Annotated in this window: 15 protein-coding genes; 5 read left to right on the top strand and 10 right to left on the bottom strand. The window is 59.2% G+C overall.

What is annotated here, in order from left to right; translation table 11 throughout:
• Window positions 1-217 precede the first annotated feature (217 nt).
• Window positions 218-1,600, top strand: a complete 1,383-nt coding sequence (locus tag QNM96_RS17390) for a CapA family protein (protein WP_283837931.1) — start codon at window positions 218-220, stop codon at window positions 1,598-1,600.
• 185 nt (window positions 1,601-1,785) lie between these two features.
• Here the strand turns inward: QNM96_RS17390 and QNM96_RS17385 are convergent, their stop codons facing one another.
• The 9 genes from QNM96_RS17385 to QNM96_RS17345 all read right to left on the bottom strand — a co-directional run bounded on the left by QNM96_RS17385 (window position 1,786) and on the right by QNM96_RS17345 (window position 13,087).
• Window positions 1,786-3,393, bottom strand: a complete 1,608-nt coding sequence (locus QNM96_RS17385) for an ABC transporter substrate-binding protein (RefSeq protein WP_283837929.1) — start codon at window positions 3,391-3,393, stop codon at window positions 1,786-1,788.
• 125 nt (window positions 3,394-3,518) lie between these two features.
• On the bottom strand, window positions 3,519-4,871 hold the full coding sequence (locus tag QNM96_RS17380) for an MmgE/PrpD family protein (RefSeq protein WP_283837927.1): 1,353 nt from the start codon (window positions 4,869-4,871) through the stop codon (window positions 3,519-3,521).
• A gap of 58 nt (window positions 4,872-4,929) precedes the next feature.
• Window positions 4,930-5,913, bottom strand: coding sequence for an amidohydrolase family protein (locus QNM96_RS17375; protein ID WP_283837926.1), 984 nt, complete (start codon window positions 5,911-5,913; stop codon window positions 4,930-4,932).
• Window positions 5,914-6,080: 167 nt separating this feature from the next.
• Entirely contained in the window at window positions 6,081-7,433 is a 1,353-nt protein-coding gene (locus QNM96_RS17370) for a CapA family protein (protein ID WP_283837925.1), read from the bottom strand.
• Window positions 7,434-7,644: 211 nt separating this feature from the next.
• Window positions 7,645-8,988, bottom strand: coding sequence for an ABC transporter ATP-binding protein (locus QNM96_RS17365; RefSeq protein WP_345782543.1), 1,344 nt, complete (start codon window positions 8,986-8,988; stop codon window positions 7,645-7,647).
• Window positions 8,989-9,008: 20 nt separating this feature from the next.
• Window positions 9,009-10,145 carry an ABC transporter ATP-binding protein gene (locus QNM96_RS17360; protein WP_283837923.1) on the bottom strand — a complete coding sequence of 379 codons (1,137 nt, stop codon included), beginning with the start codon at window positions 10,143-10,145 and terminating at the stop codon, window positions 9,009-9,011.
• A 2-nt stretch (window positions 10,146-10,147) separates the two neighbouring features.
• Window positions 10,148-11,140: an ABC transporter permease gene (locus tag QNM96_RS17355; protein WP_283837922.1), complete on the bottom strand. Its 993-nt coding sequence runs from the start codon at window positions 11,138-11,140 to the stop codon at window positions 10,148-10,150.
• 2 nt (window positions 11,141-11,142) lie between these two features.
• Window positions 11,143-12,141: an ABC transporter permease gene (locus tag QNM96_RS17350; RefSeq protein WP_283837921.1), complete on the bottom strand. Its 999-nt coding sequence runs from the start codon at window positions 12,139-12,141 to the stop codon at window positions 11,143-11,145.
• 112 nt (window positions 12,142-12,253) lie between these two features.
• Window positions 12,254-13,087, bottom strand: coding sequence for a nitroreductase family protein (locus QNM96_RS17345; RefSeq protein WP_283837920.1), 834 nt, complete (start codon window positions 13,085-13,087; stop codon window positions 12,254-12,256).
• A gap of 247 nt (window positions 13,088-13,334) precedes the next feature.
• On the opposite strand from QNM96_RS17345, the gene QNM96_RS17340 reads away from it, so the two are divergent.
• Window positions 13,335-14,144: an MBL fold metallo-hydrolase gene (locus QNM96_RS17340; protein WP_283837919.1), complete on the top strand. Its 810-nt coding sequence runs from the start codon at window positions 13,335-13,337 to the stop codon at window positions 14,142-14,144.
• 78 nt (window positions 14,145-14,222) lie between these two features.
• Here the strand turns inward: QNM96_RS17340 and QNM96_RS17335 are convergent, their stop codons facing one another.
• Window positions 14,223-14,372: a hypothetical protein gene (locus QNM96_RS17335; RefSeq protein WP_283837918.1), complete on the bottom strand. Its 150-nt coding sequence runs from the start codon at window positions 14,370-14,372 to the stop codon at window positions 14,223-14,225.
• Between the two features lie 247 nt (window positions 14,373-14,619).
• Between QNM96_RS17335 and QNM96_RS17330 the strand changes: the two genes are divergently transcribed.
• The 3 genes from QNM96_RS17330 to QNM96_RS17320 all read left to right on the top strand — a co-directional run bounded on the left by QNM96_RS17330 (window position 14,620) and on the right by QNM96_RS17320 (window position 17,581).
• Window positions 14,620-14,871, top strand: coding sequence for a CoA transferase (locus tag QNM96_RS17330; RefSeq protein WP_283837917.1), 252 nt, complete (start codon window positions 14,620-14,622; stop codon window positions 14,869-14,871).
• 170 nt (window positions 14,872-15,041) lie between these two features.
• Window positions 15,042-16,220 carry a CoA transferase gene (locus QNM96_RS17325; RefSeq protein ID WP_283837916.1) on the top strand — a complete coding sequence of 393 codons (1,179 nt, stop codon included), beginning with the start codon at window positions 15,042-15,044 and terminating at the stop codon, window positions 16,218-16,220.
• A gap of 188 nt (window positions 16,221-16,408) precedes the next feature.
• Complete coding sequence (locus QNM96_RS17320) at window positions 16,409-17,581, top strand: CoA transferase (protein WP_283837915.1); 1,173 nt, start codon at window positions 16,409-16,411, stop codon at window positions 17,579-17,581.
• Window positions 17,582-17,694 lie beyond the last annotated feature (113 nt).

Here is a 17,694-nt window from a genome sequence, read left to right as displayed (position 1 = left end):
CATAAATGAGCGACAGTGTTGACTCTCGCCTGAATTGACGGCACTCTCACCAGGGTGAGACCACCGTCTTTGCTCGACTCAGTGAATTGTTCACTCTGGTCTCCCTCATCCTGTCCTCGAAATCGAGTCAGCAATCAAGAATGATGGGGACTGCCGAATCTGAACAACACCACTCGAGGCACAACCTTTAACAGAGCTCGAAGCGCTCTTTAAACCGATGTCATTAGAATTGTCTGTCACCGGTGACGCCGTCATCAACGGCCCTGTCTCTTCCTGTACCGACGACGGGTTTCTCGATCTCATCGAGAAAATTCGCGACGCTGATGTCTCGTACACCCACCTCGAAACCACACTCCATGAGTACGACGAGCCGGAAGTGATCCCGGCGGCGACCGCTGGCGGAACTTGGATGCGGGGGCCAAAGTCCGTCGCGGCGGACCTCGACTGGGCTGGATTCAACCTCGTCTCGCACGCCTCGAATCATACCCTCGACTTCTCGTACGGCGGCCTCCACGAGACGTTGGAAACGCTGGACGAGCACGGCGTCGCGTACGCGGGGACAGGCGAAAATCTCGGCGTGGCTTCCGAACCGACGTACGTCAACACCGACTGCGGTCGCGTCGGCCTGGTCTCCATGTCGCCGTCGTGCTCGGCCTGGGCCGCAGCTGGCCACGCCCGCCCCGACATGCGGGGGCGGCCGGGGGTCAACGCGCTCCGGACATACTTCGAAGTTGACGAGGACCGTTACGAACAGATCCGGGCTCTCAGTCAGGAACTCGGGTACGTCGTGATGGAGAAGGACGGCGACGACAGTGACAAGGGATGCGGATCGACGCTTATCGTCCAGACGACATATTCGAAAAACGAACAGACCAGATACGTACAACGAGACGATGTATCGGGTGCTCGGCGCGTCATCGACGATCGTGACCGCGAGCGCAATCTCCGGCAAATCCGTGGGTCGGCCGAGACCGCCGACGTCACCATCGCACACATCCACTCGCACGATTTTGAACCCAACGGGTCGCGGTCACGCCCCCCCGCGTTCCTCGAAATATTCGCGAAACGTTGCGTCGATGCCGGCGCCGACGTCGTCGCAGTCCAAGGCAGTCACGCTCCCGTCCGCGGTCTCGAGGTTTACGAGGGAGCGCTGATTTGCTACGACCCGGGCGACTTCGTCATCATGGTCGACGAGGTAACGCGCCAGCCCAGCGACTTCTACTACGACCACGAAGAGCGACTGGCGGACCACCCGATGGAGGCGTCGCTGGCCGACGCGATCCAGGCGCGGGGGGAGATCAAACCGTGGCGCGATCGGGAATCCAAGCGCGACCGACGGACGCTCAGTCCTGAAGGGGATTCGTTCGCCGTCCCTGGAAGCGTCCTGCTCCGGTGCTCGTTCGACGAGACCCACTCGATTGCCGAACTTCGACTCCACCCGTTTACCTGGATAGACGAACCGGAGTCGCTGACCGGAATTCCGCGATCGGCGACCGGGGACCGGGCGACAGAGATACTCACTCGCGTCCAGGAACTGTCGGCTGAGTACGGAACGGACGTAGAACTTAACGACGGCATCGGCTCGGTCGGGATACGCTGAGCGGGATACCGAACGAGCCGATCGATTTCCACGGACGCCAGCAGTGAATTGTCGCAGCATTGGATGTTGTGGCAAGTCGACCCCGCACGAGAGCCTCCGATATGGATCCGACGACGTCAAGAGACTGAGAGAGAAGCAGCTGCAGTGGTGTTCAGGAACAGCTAAAAAGGAACGTGGCGGACGCGTTACTGCTGGATGCTCGCGTTGTTGCCCGACGTGGCGAGTCGTGGCCAGTTGCCGACAATGGGATGCACGGGCAGGTCCTCGACGTAGGTCTGCTGTGCATGGCTGTTGTTCTGGAAGTAGATCGGTGTATGGATAGCCTGTTCGCGGGATTCCCTGATCACCGAGTCGTACAGTTCGACGCGCTCCTCGATGTCAGTGGTCTGGACGGCCTCTATGATGGTGTCGTGGTACTCCTGGTCGTCGTAGAAGATGCCGTTTCGGAGTTCCTCGTAACTCTCGTGGAGCAGGGGCTGGATGTACGTGTTTGGGTCGGGACCGTGTGCTGCGAACCCGACGTAGTACATCGCCACTTCGTCGCTATTGCCGCTGTAGGCCGCGGTGTCAAACTCGCCCGGGCCGAGCGCCTGCACCTGCGGATTGATCTCGACCCCGTACTCGCTCAGCGCCTGGAGGCGGCCAGCCACGCGCTCGGCGAACTGGACGTACTCATCGCGACCAAGGCAGACGATTCGCGGTTCCCACCCATCGGGGACGTTGCCATCGAGGAGATCCGCGGCGCGTTCGGGGTCGTATTCCCGAACCATCTCCTCGTAGTCGCTCGCGGGGAAGTCCCAGTCGTTGAGGATCTCGGACGGGATGGGAGCGTGAGCCCTGTTTCCGGTCTCGCCCAAAACGTCCTCGACGAACTGATCGGGAGAGAACGAGTGTTCGATGCCCCTGCGGACATCCGCGTCTGTGGTTGGGCCTTCGTTGCAGTTGTATGAGAGGGACATGTATGGCAGGCCCTGCCGACTCTGAATTTCGACATCTTCGTGGGAGTCGAGCGTGTCCCAGTCCGACGCTGGAACGCGCATGATGACGTCCGTGTCACCGGACTGGATCTGGGAAACCCTCGCCGAATTGTCCGGGACGGCGGTGAATCGGACGCTCTCGATGTTCGGATCCACGTCGCCCCAGTAGTCGTCCCAGACCTCTATATCGACATACTCGCCGATAGTGTGGTCGACGTATTGGTAGGGTCCGGAACCAACCGGGTTGCTGTTGTACGCCTCCGGGTCTTCCTCCCGGACGCTCTTGTTCACGACCATGGTCGCCAGCGTCTGAACCCCGAATGGAGCGTATTCACGGGAGAGATCGATCTGAACCGTCGTTTCGTCGACCACTTCGGTGTTGTCGATGTCGATCATGTCGTACTGCGATAACAACACCGTTTCGTCCTCCACGGGTGCGGTGAACGAGTACACGACATCTTCAGCTGTGACCGGATCGCCGTTGTGGAATTCGGCGTTGTCCACGATTTCGATGATGTATCGCATGCTGTCGCGTTCGACCTCGGGTTCGCCCGCGGCGATTTTCGGGATAAGCGACAGCCCCTCGTCCCACTCATACAGTCTGTCAAACATCTGCGCACAGATCCGACGTGAGCCGCCTCGACCCGCCTGCAGTGGGTCGAAGTTGTACTGCGGTTCGAGGGCGTCGGTGATCTCTACCGACTCGGGCGAGCCACTGGTGCTCTGACATCCGGCGACGAACGCCATCGCGACGCCTGTGCTCCCGGCTAGTACTCTTCGTCGGCTGATCGTGGAATCACCATTATCAAATGGCATTGTTTGCCAATGTTCCTCAGACCCTATAAACGTTCCTCAAACCCAGATGTGAGTGAATGATTCGTTGAGCGACACGTACACGGCGAACGCGAGCGTACGATATTAGCCGAAGCAACGACTGCGAATTACAGGAGATCGAGCAACTTGCTCACGTCATCCATCGATTCGACCTGGAGGACTGTATCGACGACAGTCTCGATCCGATCGTCAGCGAGCGGATTCCTCGCGTGGCGGGCGCACTTCTCGAACTTTTCTTCGACTTCAGCGCCACGCATCCAGTCGAAATCCGAGTTCACCGCTCGATATGTTGACCCGTCCTCGGTAGTAATTTCGACTGCGACGGTCTTCTTGAGGTCGTCGGGTTCGACGTCGATGATGTTCAGCAGGTCCGTGATCTCGGGCCGGCGAATCGCATCCTCCGTGAAGTCGTCGATGAACACCGATCCGTTGACCAAGGCAACTGCACACGAGTACCGGTGGTTCCACAGTGCGTCTGGTGCCGTCTCCGGTAGTAGCTTGTCCTCACCACACAGCCCATAGGAGTTCGGACTGGCGCGGATCGATATCGCTTCCACGTTCTCCGCCTGAATCTCGTGCACGTCGACGAGCTCAAGGGTCGCTGTCACGAGCGGTTGTGTCGCACCACAGCCGGGATAGCGTTTGACCTTCGGCTGAAGGAAGTCGTAACTCGTGCCGAGGTCCCCGACCAGCACGTCCTCGTTATACACTCCCTCGCCGTACATCTCGTAGAGGCCGAACTCGTCGTCGAACACCACGGGCGACGCAGTGATACCATCCGCGGCCATGAGGGCGCTCTTGATGCCCTCGGAAGCGGCCATGCCGGCGCTCAGCTGGGCCATATAGCCACCGTAGATCCCCTGTGCGGAGCCGTACGTCCCGGCACAGCGATTGTACCCGATTCCCATGGCGAACGCGACTTGCTCGCGGGACAACCCGAGGAGCTTCCCACCCATGGCAGCGACGGCGATTGGCGAGAACGTGCTGGCTATCCACCCACTCGACATTGCCGTGTCACTCCCTCCGGCGACGCGGATGCGCCAGTTGAGTTCGGTGCCCGCCGTGATGGCAGCAAGGAACTCCTCGCCGTCGACCGGATCGTCCAGTTGCGCAGCCCGATACTCCGCAAAAGTGAGCGCGGCCGGGACGACCGGCGCGAGGACGTGCGTCGCGCCTTTTGAGAGGACCGGTTCGAAGTCGAACCCTCTGGACATCACGGCATTCAGATACCCGGCCTTTGGGAGCGGTAAGCGCTCGTTCATGAAGGGGACTGTCCCGATCCCGTCGGATCCGTCGAGGACTGACGTGAATGCTTTCTCTGCCGCCGGAGCCGTGCTTCCAGCAGCCATCGCTCCCAGAGTGTCCAAGAGAGCGGTCTTCAGGTTGGATCTAGCCTCCGTGGGGAGATCGGTGCCCGTGAGTTCGAATGTATAGTCGACTAAGTTTTCTGTCGTGGTCATGTGAATGTAGTCATTGATCCCAGTGTTTCTCGACGAAACGACGAACTGCTAGGGTCGATTACAGGTCGAGGAGTTCCGCGACGTTCTCTGAGAAGATCATCTCCTTTTCTTCCGCGGGGATGTCCATCGCCTCGATCGCCGGGATCTGGTGTTTCAGCCAATATCGTCCACCTTCAGCGCCGTAAGGGTAGTCCGCGGCGAACAGCGTGTTTTCTGGTCCGAAGAACTCGTAGCCACATTCGAGCGTATGGGTCTCGCCTTGGCTGCTAACGCCCGTGTCCCCGTAGATCCGCTCGAAGTATGTTTCGACGGGTTGCGACAGTGACGTGACGCCGATCCTGTCGTGTTCCGGGCTATCGATTTGCCGTTCTACCCGCGACATCATGCGCTCCTTCAGGTGCGGTATCGTGCCGCCGTAGTGGTGAGTGACGATCTCGAGGTTCTCGTACTTGTCGAGAATGCCGTTGAACACGAGCCGAGCGACAGCGATGTTCGTCTCGAAGGGCCACCCGAACATGCGGTAGATCCACTCGTCGTCCTTGTCGTAATCGTGCCAATTGTAGTTCTGCGGATGGATCCAAATTGGAACCTCGGCCCGGTCGACCGCAGCGTAGAAGTCGTCAAATTCGGGATCGTCCAGGAACCGACCGTTCACGTGCGAGAATATTTGGACGCCGGCCATATCGAGGTCCTCGATACATCGCTCGAACTCGTCGACGTACTCTCCGGTGAGGAACGGAAGGGTGGCGACGGGGACGAACCTGTCCGGGTGTTCCTGGGCGATCCGGTGGACCTCGTCATTGGCGAACCTCGCGATATCGATTACATCCTCGGGGTCTGCACCGTGCCACAGGTACGGGGCTGCGAGCGTCAACACTTGGCGGTCGACACCAAACTCCTCGAGGTCGTCAAGGCGTTTGTCGATATCCCGTAAGTGAGGCTTGTCCCGTGCCGCTTGGACTCGGTCCGGATTGACGGACTCAAGTTTGTCGAGGACATCTGCCGTGATAACGTGTGAATAAGCGTCTATGCGTTCACCCATGGTATCATTAGTCGCATACCGTATATTTATAATTTATGTAATGTGTCATAGGTTTGTTCGAATCGAAAGTTGGGTCACCTCGGTAGGAAAATCGAATTCTCGTCGACACTGGTTGCAGGAACCCGCCACGGCGTAAACCAGGGAGGGAAAATGAAGCGAGCCCCTAGTCAGACGTCAATACGCGCGGTCCCGCCCTCGATTTCGATGTCCGTGTCGTATGGTTCTGAGAGCGACGCCACATGTTCGAGAATCTCGTTGCGTTCGTCCGCATCGGGCACCGTGGGGAGTCCGACGGCGGAATTCGGCTCACTCACCCACGTCAGGGGATGCAACAAGACCGATTCGACAGTCATGTTGCCGTCAAACTCGCACTCAGCTATGAAGCTCCCCGGTCCGGTGAACACGTCCCCTTCTAGCGTGATCATCACGTCGTCGTCGACGAAATTCGATTCCTCCCAGGGTGGCGTGGTGCCGCGGGAACGTAGTTTGTCTTCCGGCGTCGCGTCCATTGGGTGTTTGTCGAGTCGATCCGCATTATTGTAGTACCAGTCGGCCGGCATCGGGACGACGGAGTTGGTCATCAGGAACAGTTCGCCTGGGTCGTAGAAAATGGGAGTGTTGTCATAGATCTCGATGCCGCGCGTCGGCGCGTGGGTACCCTGGTTGACGACGACGTCGGCCCCGGCTTCGACGCAGTCCTGGGCGAACCGCTCGATGAACCGGGGCGGATCCGTCACCTCGCCACCGGGTCGGAACTCATGCATGTGAACGTGAGCGATGACCACGTCGGCGGCAACGGCCGCGTTCTCGATTGCCGCGAGGTTCTCCAGTTTGTCACGCTCGTTGAGAACCCGACCGACCTCGTCCGACGCGGCCTCGCGAAAGCACATGTCGGTGTTCAGCGAGCCCTTTTTCGAGAACGTCAGCACTCCGTCGGCGGGCTGGTTCAATGTCAGCCCGAGCGCCTGGCCGACGTCGCGCAACGAGTCCATCATCTCAGTCGTGATCCTGTAGTCGTACCGCAGGGGGTTGACACCAGGTCGGCCGCCGACGTCACCCCTGGCTCGCCCGGCGCAAGCCCAGTCCTGAAACGACGACGTCATCGACACCAGCGCGACGCGTGCGTTGTCGGTATCGAGGAAAACCGGCCGTCGCGCCTGTGTGAGATTCTCGCCGGTGCCGGCGTAGGGGATCCCCGCGTCCTCGAGCGCCGTCCACGTCTCGCGGAGGCCACCGTAGGAGTAGTCTAGCGCGTGGTTCGACGCGTGCGAGACCAGATCAATACCGGCCCATTCGAGGTCCGAAGCGGCAGACTTCGGTGCTCGGACCCACGTGCGCGGGGCTTTCGCCGACGGATATACTTCCGGATCGTCGAAGTCGTGGAACAGCGTCTCCAGGTGGGTGAAACTCACATCCGCCTCCCGAAGTCGGTCGATGATCGTCCGGAAGCCCGGCTCCGAACAGAACGAGAAGTCCCGGTTAACGATCGAATCGCCAGTCACAGCCACTGAAAATCCCATCTATGACGTATTTGTATTCGGGGACAGGGATAAACCTTTCGTGAATAACGGACGAAGAACAATTTCATCTAGTACCCTCCCAAACGTCGACTGATGAACGAAATTATCACCCACTGCATGACTTCGTTAATCAATTCAGGCTTGGGAAGCCACTAGAATTTGCGTCGGGTGGCGCGTTAACAGGTCAGTACCCGGTCACCCGAACCGCGTCTTACCGGTGGAGGTGACACGCCACAAAGCGGTCGCTGTCTTCGCCAGCCTCGACGTCTTTCGCCGGGTGTTGGGCTGCACAGACGCTCGTTCGGGCAAAGGCATCTAGGAGGATCTCCGCTGCATCTTTCCATTGTTCGCTGTATTCGCCGCTCCCGTTTAATTCCACACCGTCTGCTCTCGCCGAGTCAAGCGCGATGAGGTCAATCGCTTCATCGATGACCGCTGCAGCCTCGCCATATAGCTGAACGTCCTCGAAGAACCGGTTACGAATGGCAGACTCCTCAAGCGGATCGAACGTCTGTCGTTCGACTGCTCGCATGAACGCCCGTACGGCTTCCCACTGCTCCTCGGTGAGGTTGAATGAATCGGGCGCGATGAGACTCGGGCACCGTGTCCGGAATCGACATCCGGACGGGGGATTTGTGGCACTGGGAACTTCTCCTTTCAGGACGCCGTGCGCACCACTGGCGCGGGGGTCAGGAACGGGTATCGAGTCCAGCAGCGCCTTCGTGTATGGATGTTTCGGGTTTTCGAAGATTTCCTCCTTCTCACCCATTTCGACGATCTCCCCGAGGTACATGATCGCGACCCGATCCGAGATGTGCCGAATTACAGAGAGGTCATGGGCGATGAACAGGTAGGTGAGACCGAACTCTTCTTGAAGTTCGGCCATCGTGTTCAACACCTGCGCTTGGATTGAGACGTCTAGCGAGGCCACCGGCTCGTCACAGACGACGAAGTCCGGGTTCACCGACAGTGCCCGCGCGAGGTTGATCCGCTGGCGCTGACCGCCCGAGAACGAGTGAGGGTACCGGTAGTAGTGTTCCGGGTCAAGGCCGACACGATTCAGGAGCTCTTTTGCCCGTTCTCGACGGCCTTCAGTGTCGAGCATGTCGTGGGCTTTCATGGGTTCCTCGACGATCCGACCGACCTTCATGCGGGGGTCCAACGAGGACTGAGGATCCTGAAATATCATTTGCATGTTCCGGCGCATAGACCGAAGCTCCTCGCGGCCTATGTCCGCGAGATTCTCGCCCTCGAAGTAGATGTCCCCCTCGGTGGGTTTGAGCAATCGCAGTACCGTTCGCGCGAGCGTACTCTTTCCACAGCCAGACTCGCCAACCAATCCTAACGTCTCACCTCGGCGGATGTCGAAAGAGACGTCGTCAACGGCCTTGACCGTCTCACGCTCGAACCGGACGGGCGGATACTCGAACCTGAAGTCCAGTCCGGACAGCAGACCAGAGTCCACGTTGAAGTACTTCTTCAAGCCGTCGACCCTAACGAGTTCCGAGTTGTCGGGGCGGGTAGACCCATGACTGTTGGGAGTCGATGCCGTCAAATCGGTCAACTCGTCACCGCTCATCTATCTGCCCCTGTTTCGTTCACAGACGTGGTTCCGGCGCTGGTATTGGCTTGGCGTTTTGTCTCATCGGTCATCGGCAGGCTCCCCTCATAGTTGACGTTGAAGATATCGTGCTTGAGACACGCTGAGCGGTGGATGATGTTCGCGTCGTCCGAAACGTCCCTGAGATCGGGGTGGGTCTGCTCGCAGACCTGACGGGCATCTGGGCACCGAGTGTGAAAGGGACAGCCTTCGGGCGGATCGATCGCTGATGGCATCACTCCTTTAATCGCCTTCAGTCTCTCGACCGTTCGGTCGGGTCGTGGCATCGAGTCAAGCAGTGCGTCTGTGTAGAGGTGTTTCGTGTTGTAGAAGATGTCGTCCACAGGGGCCTGTTCGACGATATTACCGAGGTACATCACGTTCACCTGTTCGCAGATATCTGCGACGACACCCATGTCGTGGGTGACCCAGAGGAAACTGGTACCGTACTTCTCCTGAAGGTCCTGTACCAGATCCAGAATCTGACCCTCGATGGTGACGTCCAGTGCGGTCGTCGGCTCGTCGGCGATGATGAGATTCGGTTTACAGGCAAGCGCCATCGCGATGAGGACTCGTTGGCGCATCCCGCCGGAGAATTCGTGTGGATACTTCTCGTATCGTTCCGCAGCGTCGGAGATACCGACCTCTCGGAGCATCCTAATCGCCTCACTACGAGCTTCTTTCTTCGAGATATCCCGGTTCAACTTGATGAACTCCTGAAGTTGGTTGCCGACCGTGTAAACGGGGTTCAGCGATTCCATCGGATCTTGAAAGATCACGGCAATCTCGTTGCCCCGGATCTCGGTCCGCATCTCTTCATCTGAGAGCATGTCCTCGCGTTTACGCGGCTCCCCATCGGGACCCTCTTCCAGCGCGAACAGCGTCCGGTCCTTGTACCGGATCTCGCCTTCGACGATCCGTCCAGGACCGTTGATTAACCGGAGGAGACTCATCGAGGCGACGCTCTTACCTGCGCCGCTCTCTCCGACGAGTCCGACGATTTCCTCCTCCTGGATTTCGAAGGAGATCTCGTTAACTGCGGTTACGGTACCTCTGTCTGTGAAGAACTGGACTGTCAGCCCTTCAACGCTAAGTAGGGGATTGGAACTCATTGTCAGTTGTCGATCCGGGGGTTAAGTGCATCTTGAAGGCCATCACCGAGGAGGTTAAAGCCCATGATCGTGACTAGGATGGCGAGTCCTGGAAAGACGCTCATCCAAGGATTGCTATGCATCTGGCCGTGCGCGTACGAGAGCATCTGTCCCCAGTCGGGGGTCGGCGGCTGGGCACCATACCCGAGGAAGGATAGGCTTGCGACTAGGAGAATGACCACGCCGACCTGGAGGGTCGCGTACACCAACACGGACGCGAAGCTGTTCGGGATCACATGTCGAATGATAATGTGTCGGTCCTTCACGCCTGCCGAGCGGGCCGCTTCGATATACTCCATCTCGCGGACGCTCAGGACGCGACTCCGCATGATCCGTGAGAAGATCGGAATTGAGGCGATCCCGGCACCGGCGACTGCGTACTGAATATCGGGGTTGCCCCCGCTGACGAACTCAGTGAACACGATGATCAGCACCAGGGCCGGAATTGCGAAGATGATCTCCACGAACCGCATGAGGAGGTCGTCGACACGGCCTCCGTAGTAACCAGCGGTCGCGCCTATTGCCACGCCCCCAACGAGGCCGATAGCCGTCGCAGCGAATCCGACCATGACCGAGATGCGCGTGCCGTAGACTATCCGCGACAGGTAGTCTCGACCTTCGTGATCGGTTCCCAACGGGTGCTCCCAGGTTCCCCCCTCGACGAAGGCGGGCGGAGCGTGCGCGTTCATATCTGTCGGCGGTGGGAGCCGTTCGGGGTGCTCCAAAAGGGGCGCGGCCTGCGCGAGAGTGTAGTCGCTGACGTATCCGAAGGTGATCGTCCCCAGATTCGCGTCGAACCACGAGAACCCTGCGACGAATGTCACCAGCACGACGATGTAGAGCCCGATCCGTGCTGTGATGTCGCGTTTGATCTGTTTGAGCTGATGGCTCAATCCGACCTCCTGTCCGGAGACGGCTGTCTCGTCCTGCTCCACTTGTGCTTCATTCGTCGCCATGATCACTCACCCCCGTCGAGGGTGATTCGGGGATCGATATATGCGTACGCGATGTCCGTAATGACGACGCCGATGACAAATATCGCCGCCAGAACGAGTGTTATACCAGTTACTACCTGAAAGTCACGGAGTTCGATCGCACTGAGGAGGAGTTTCCCGATCCCATTAATATCGAAGACCTGTTCGATGACCACTGATCCGCCCAGCGCCGTCGATATATTGAGACCGACTATCGTGATGATGGGCAACTGTGCCTCTCGGAAAGCGTGTTTCCGGAGGATGGTTCTCTCGGAGACGCCATAGGCTCGCGCCAGCTGGATATAGTCCCGCTGAAGCGTCTCGACCATCTCGCTGCGTTCGATACGCATGAGCATCGCCATCTGCATTGTCCCCAGCGCGATCATCGGCAGCAACAGGCTCTGGACGGTCTGGACGTAGAGTTCGAGTTGTGAATCGAATCCGTAGTGACCGGGCGCCCGCCAGGGATAGACGAGGCCGCCTGACGGGAGCCACCCGAGAGTGACCGCAAAGATGACGATCAGCATGATCCCAACCCAGAAAGACGGTGTACTGACACCGAACAGCGCCACGATCCGGGACAGATGATCGGGTGACTGATTCCGCCGCGACGCGGCGATGGCACCGAGTGGAATCGCGGTTACGATTGCGAACGCGAACGCCGACAGTGTCAACATCAGGGTCGGTCCCGCGCGGGTCAATACGAGGGATGTGACCGAAGTCTCATAGTGGATGCTGTATCCGAGGTCCCCCTGCAGGATGCCCGCCATAAAGGAGAGGTACCGTTCGAAGAAGCTCTCGTTGAGTCCGTGGCGTTCTTCGAGGGCCCTGATGGACTCCTCTCCGAGCGCCTGGTCCGCGTAGAGCGCACTAATGACGTCGCCAGGGAGTGCGTTAATGAATAGAAACGTGATCAACGAGACGCCGATAAGGACGGGAATCGTCTGTAGGATCCTGTCAATGGCATATCGTAGTATGGACATGTGTTCGGACACCTACTGAGGCATTTCGTGCGGTCCACTTAACTTTTTGGTACGGGCCGACCTCATTCACAACTCGCCCGATAGTCAACACACGGGCGTCGTCACGCCGCCGTCACTCCATGCGTCGTTCCGATGTGCGAGAACCGTCGTCGGCCGTCTCGAGGAATCCTTGCTGGACCAACGCCGCTCGCAGAACTCCCTCTCGAGCATTCATCCACCCGTCGGGCGCGGGAGTCCACCACTGGGAGAGGGAATCGGAGAAATCCCAGTCCATATCGGGGGGATACCGCTTGTTCATCTCGGCGAAGGCCGTCTTGATGGACTCGGCGTCCGGGTCGGAGTAACCCTCGTCGTGGAAAACCATATCCAGTGGCACGCGGGAGGTCGAACGGTCAGGTCCGCCGCCGGCCGGTAGGCCAATGCACAAACCGAATACGGGGAGGACTAACTCGGGAAGGTCGATCGCGGCGGCGACACCATCGAGATCTTCACTAATCGCGCCGACCGGACAGACGCCGTATCCGCGACTCTCGGCGACCGTCAGTATCCCGTGCGCAGCCATCGCGACGTCCACCGCTCCTTTGAGAAGCGCAGAGAGCGAAGAAAGTTCGAACGGCAGTTCTCGACTCGCGTGGAACTGGCGCGTGCGGCGAAGGTCGATACAGGCGACGAGAAAGTGGCTCGCGTCGACAATCTTTTCCTGCGTGCCGCCTGAACACTCTTTAAGAACTTCGAGCGTTTCCTCCTCACTGACGTGGACGAAGCTGTACATCTGCAGGGCACCGGTTGTGGGCGCCTTCCGGCCTGCGTCGACGATGGTCCGGATCTCCGCGTCGGCTATCTCTCTTTCGGGGTCGAAGTCGCGCACCGAATCCCGTCTGGTGAACCATCCCGTCAGGTCAGGGACCACAGGGAGATCGATCGACTTTGACGGCCAATTGTCCATATGGAGTGCCAGATTGGGTGAGAACATAAGAGTTTCGTGGAACGTAGCTACTGTGCCCCGCTAGCGTCTTTCCATCGATGTCGATAGTCCACGACGATCATGCACGATGAGCCATGGGAGTTGCTAGATCACAAGCCGAATGGTGAGTAGGTGCCCTGTGGACTGCTTTGTGTAATCCTAATCTTTATCGCCAGCGCAGTCTTCATCCAGTACTGTGAAACTCACATTACTGTGTACAGGCAGTCCAATGCCCCGCATCGACCGTGGTGGAACGAGCCAGACCATTTCGAACGGCGACGAGACGATTTTGATCGACTGTGGTCCGCTGACAGTCCTCCGGTTGCTGGAGAGCGGGATCGACCCGAAGACGCTCGAACACCTGTTTTTCACCCACCACCACATCGATCACAACGCGGATTTCTTTGAATTCCTGCTCGGTAGTTGGTCCTACGGCCGCGAGCGGCTCACCGTCTACGGCCCGTCTGGAACGGCGGAATTCCTTGAGGGGTTCTACGAACTCTACGAGGAGGACATCGAGTACCGAAAGTGGTTCGCCGCCTCCGACGACGGGATCGAGAACATCAACGCAGTGCAGACGACCGAAGAGCTCTCGGTCTCGACCGACGGGGTGTCGATCACTGCTCTCCCCGTTGAACACTCGATTGAGACGTACGCCTACCGGTTCGAGGAGCCGTCCACCGGCAAATCCTGTGTCATCTCCGGCGACACACGTCGCATTCCCGAACTAGCTGAGTTCGCATCGGACGCAGACGTCCTGGTGCAGGACTGCTGTATCGGCCCGCCAGCCGATGATTCGAATGAGTCCCACCAAGCGGACGAGCAGCGACCATCTAGGGACGAGCGAATGCGCAAACACAAGCAGAATCACTGCGATCCCGAGGACGCGGGGTGGCTCGCGTCCACCGCCGGCGTCGATCAACTGGTGCTGACCCACCTGTTACCCGACAGGGATCTCGCGGTGCTCCGGAGTCGCGCAGAGGACGCATTCGATGGTGAGGTCGTCGTGGCCGAGGACGGGATGGAGATCGACTTTTAAACCCCGATACCCGAGTTGAGGGCGCCGCAATTCTCGTCTCACCCTGTACAACTTGTTTGCTCAGTGTTCCGCATCGAGTCAACGACCGATAGGATCGGCTGGTGGTGGCGGCAGGACTAACGTCTCACCGCCAGCAGGCTTGATGGTGATCTCTGCGAATGGCACGTTCTCCGGGACCCACGCGTCGTAATCTGCGGACGGCACGTAGGTCCTGGCAGAGGGTGTCATGGAACGATTACCACGAGGGTGACTCCATGAGAATCCCGTTAAAGTCACTGGAGCGTGAATGTATGACATGGAGCCCCAAAGGTCGATCCATGACATGCGCAACAGAGCACGTGAGGGTGACGGACCTTGGATGCGAAGGAACAGGAGAATTGGAATCGCAGCCCGGCTGACCACGGTCAGCCGTGGCTGCAAGTCCGTAGCGATGTCTTTCCGCTTCACGCATTCAGACTCCAGAGGAAACAACGCCATGACCGACTACTATCTAGGGACGGTCGCGGAGGCCGCCCACGACGAGCACCTCCACGAGCGCGGGATGCTCCAGTACGTCGAGGACGTGGACGGTTCGGACGTGATCGCCACCACCTGTCCCGCTCGGTTCTCCGAGACGCCGCCCGAAGTCGAACACGGTCCGCACGAAGTCGGCGCCGATACGCGAGCGGTGCTCTCCGAGTACGGGTACGAAGACGAGAAGATCGACACGCTCCTCGAGACGAAGTAACACGCGACCCGTTTCGTTCGCTTCTCTCGCCTGCCATCTTATCGAGCCCTGACTGGGCCGAAATTGGCACCCCAGTCCGTTTTGAACCACTCTTTTCACGCGAACGGTCATCGAACGATAGTGACCGTCCAATCCAAAACGTTTTGGCATCTGGCATGCTCCCATCGAGTATGCGCGAAAAGCCCTTAGCGGACATTACCGTTCTCGATCTGTCACAGGCAGTCGCTGCGCCGTGTGCGGGCGTGTTACTCGCAGACTTCGGTGCAAACGTGATCTCCATCGAACCACCGGGTGGCGGCTCCGAACGGGAGTACGGCGGGGGATCGACGATGCCGAACTTCGGCCGGAACAAGCGGTCGATCGTCGTCGATCTGAAAACCGATGACGGCACTGACGTGCTCCATCGACTAGTCGAGGATGCAGACGTCCTCATTCACAACAACCGGCCGGGGAAGATGACCGATCTCGGCTGCGATTACGAGACGCTCTCGGCGGTCAATCCGCAACTCGTCTACTGTTCCGTCACCGGCTACGGCGAGGACGGTCCGTACCGCGACCGCCCCGGATTCGATCCCCTCGCGCAGGCGATGTCCGGTCTCATGTGGACGACTGGCGAACCCGATCGCAAACCGTCGCGTATCGGCGCGTCGACGATCGACATCGGAACCGGGATCTACGCGGCGTTTGCGATCTGGCCCGCACTCCGTCATGCCAGAGCAACCGGCGAGGGACAGAAGATCGAAGCCTCCCTGTTCGACACCGCGGCCGCGTTCATGGGCCACTGGTACACCCTCTACGACAAGACGGGCGAACAGCCACAGCGCCAGGGACACTCCTGGGAGCTCTACGCGCCGTCGGGCGTCTTCGAGACGGGAACCGATCCGATCTACCTCTCGACGCCGTTCCAGCATCTCTGGGAGCGGGTGGCGGAGGCCGTCGACCGACCGGAGTGGATCGACGATCCCCGATTCGAAACCGGGGACGACCGAGCCGAGAATCGAGCCGAACTCGCCGCGGAACTCGAGTCCGAATTCGCCGACTACGAGCGAGACGAACTCCTCGATCTGCTCATCGAGGCGGGCGTTCCTGCGTCGGAACTCAAAACGGTCGCGGAAGCAGCGCGCGACGAGCACCTACACGAACGGGGAACGTTACAGGAGATCGAAGACGTCGACGGTTCCGAGGTCACGGCCACGGCGACGCCCGTTTCCCTCTCGGAGACGCCCGGCCGCATCGAGCGCGGGCCACCGTCGCTCGGCGAACACTCTCGAGACGTCCTGGCGGAGTTCGGATTCGACGACGACGCGATCGAACGACTGGTCGGCGACGAGATCGTCCACGACGGCTGATTCGGCGGAACGCGCAACGCGGTCTCGCGGACCGATCGGTACCGTCCTCTCCTTGCGGCACTCGGGGCACTCGAGAACGGACGCCAAGGTCGCCCCCCGATTCACGCTCCGAGCGAAGCGCAGCCAGTCGCAACGACAACAGATACCAGTTCCCAAACCGTTTTATCTGATGGCAGACGATATCGTGTATGGCTGAGACACCGCTTACAGCGACGACCGTACTGGACCTCTCCCAAGGGGTAGCTGGACCGACTGCTGCGACCCTTCTCGCGGATTTCGGTGCAGATGTGATTTCTGTCGAACCACCGGGTGGCGCGACGGAACGTCGGCTCGCCGAAGGATCTGCGTTTCCGAACGTCAGCCGCAACAAGCGGTCGATCGTCGTCGACCTCAAATCTGACGAGGGGACGGCCGTGCTCCACCGACTGGTCGAAGACGCTGATGCGCTCATCCACAACAACCGACCGGGAAAGATGACCGACCTCGGCTGTGACTACGAAACCCTCGCAGAGATCAACCCACAGCTTGTCTACTGTTCTGTTACCGGCTACGGCGAGGACGGTCCGTACCGCGACCGGCCAGGAATAGATCCGCTCGCGCAGGCGGTATCCGGCATGATGTGGACGACCGGCGAACCCGATCGTAAACCATCACGTATCGGTGCGCCAACGATCGATTCGGGGACGGGAACGTACGCCGCCTTTTCGATGGTGCTGGCGCTCTGGCACGTCCAACAAACCGGAACCGGGCAGAAGATCGAGACCAGCCTTATCGATACCGCGGCGACGTATCTGGGGAACTGGTATACACAGTACAGTATGACCGGCGAAGTACCACAGCGTCAGGGTCACGCGTGGGATAGCTATGCGCCGTCTGGCGCCTTCGAAACCGGTACGAACCCGATCTATCTCGCGACGCCGTTCCAGGGTCTCTGGGAGCGATTCGCGCACGCGATCGATCGGGACGACTGGATCGACGACCCCCGATTCAAAACGAACGACAAGCGTCTCGAGAATCGAGAGGAACTCACAGAAGTACTCGAGAACGAATTCCGCTCGTTTGATAGGCAGGAACTGATAGCACAACTGGTTGCGGCCGGTGTTCCGGCAGCCGAACTCCAAACGGTCGAACAGGCGGCACACGATGAACATCTTCACGAACGTGGAACGCTCCGGCGAGTTGATGACGTCGACGGATCCGAGGTGATCGCGACCGGACCGCCGGTCAAATTCTCCGAGACACCCGGAGAAGTCGAAGACGTTGCACCCGAACTCGGTGAACACACGTCGGAAGTACTTGCCGAGTTCGGCTTCGAGAAGTCGATGGTCGAGCGATTACTTGACGACGGGGTCGTGAACTAGTCGTAATCGAAGAGAAGGAGCGAATATTTTTTACTGCTGGTGAACGACGTTGACTATCGACAACTTCATGCGGAGTTCCTGTTGATGGGACAATTGATGACAATTACGCGATT

This window comes from Halostagnicola sp. A-GB9-2 (genome assembly GCF_030068615.1).
GTDB lineage: Archaea > Halobacteriota > Halobacteria > Halobacteriales > Natrialbaceae > Halostagnicola.
The sequence above is the reverse complement of the archived record's forward strand: the minus strand, read 5'-3'. Positions and strand labels throughout refer to the sequence as shown.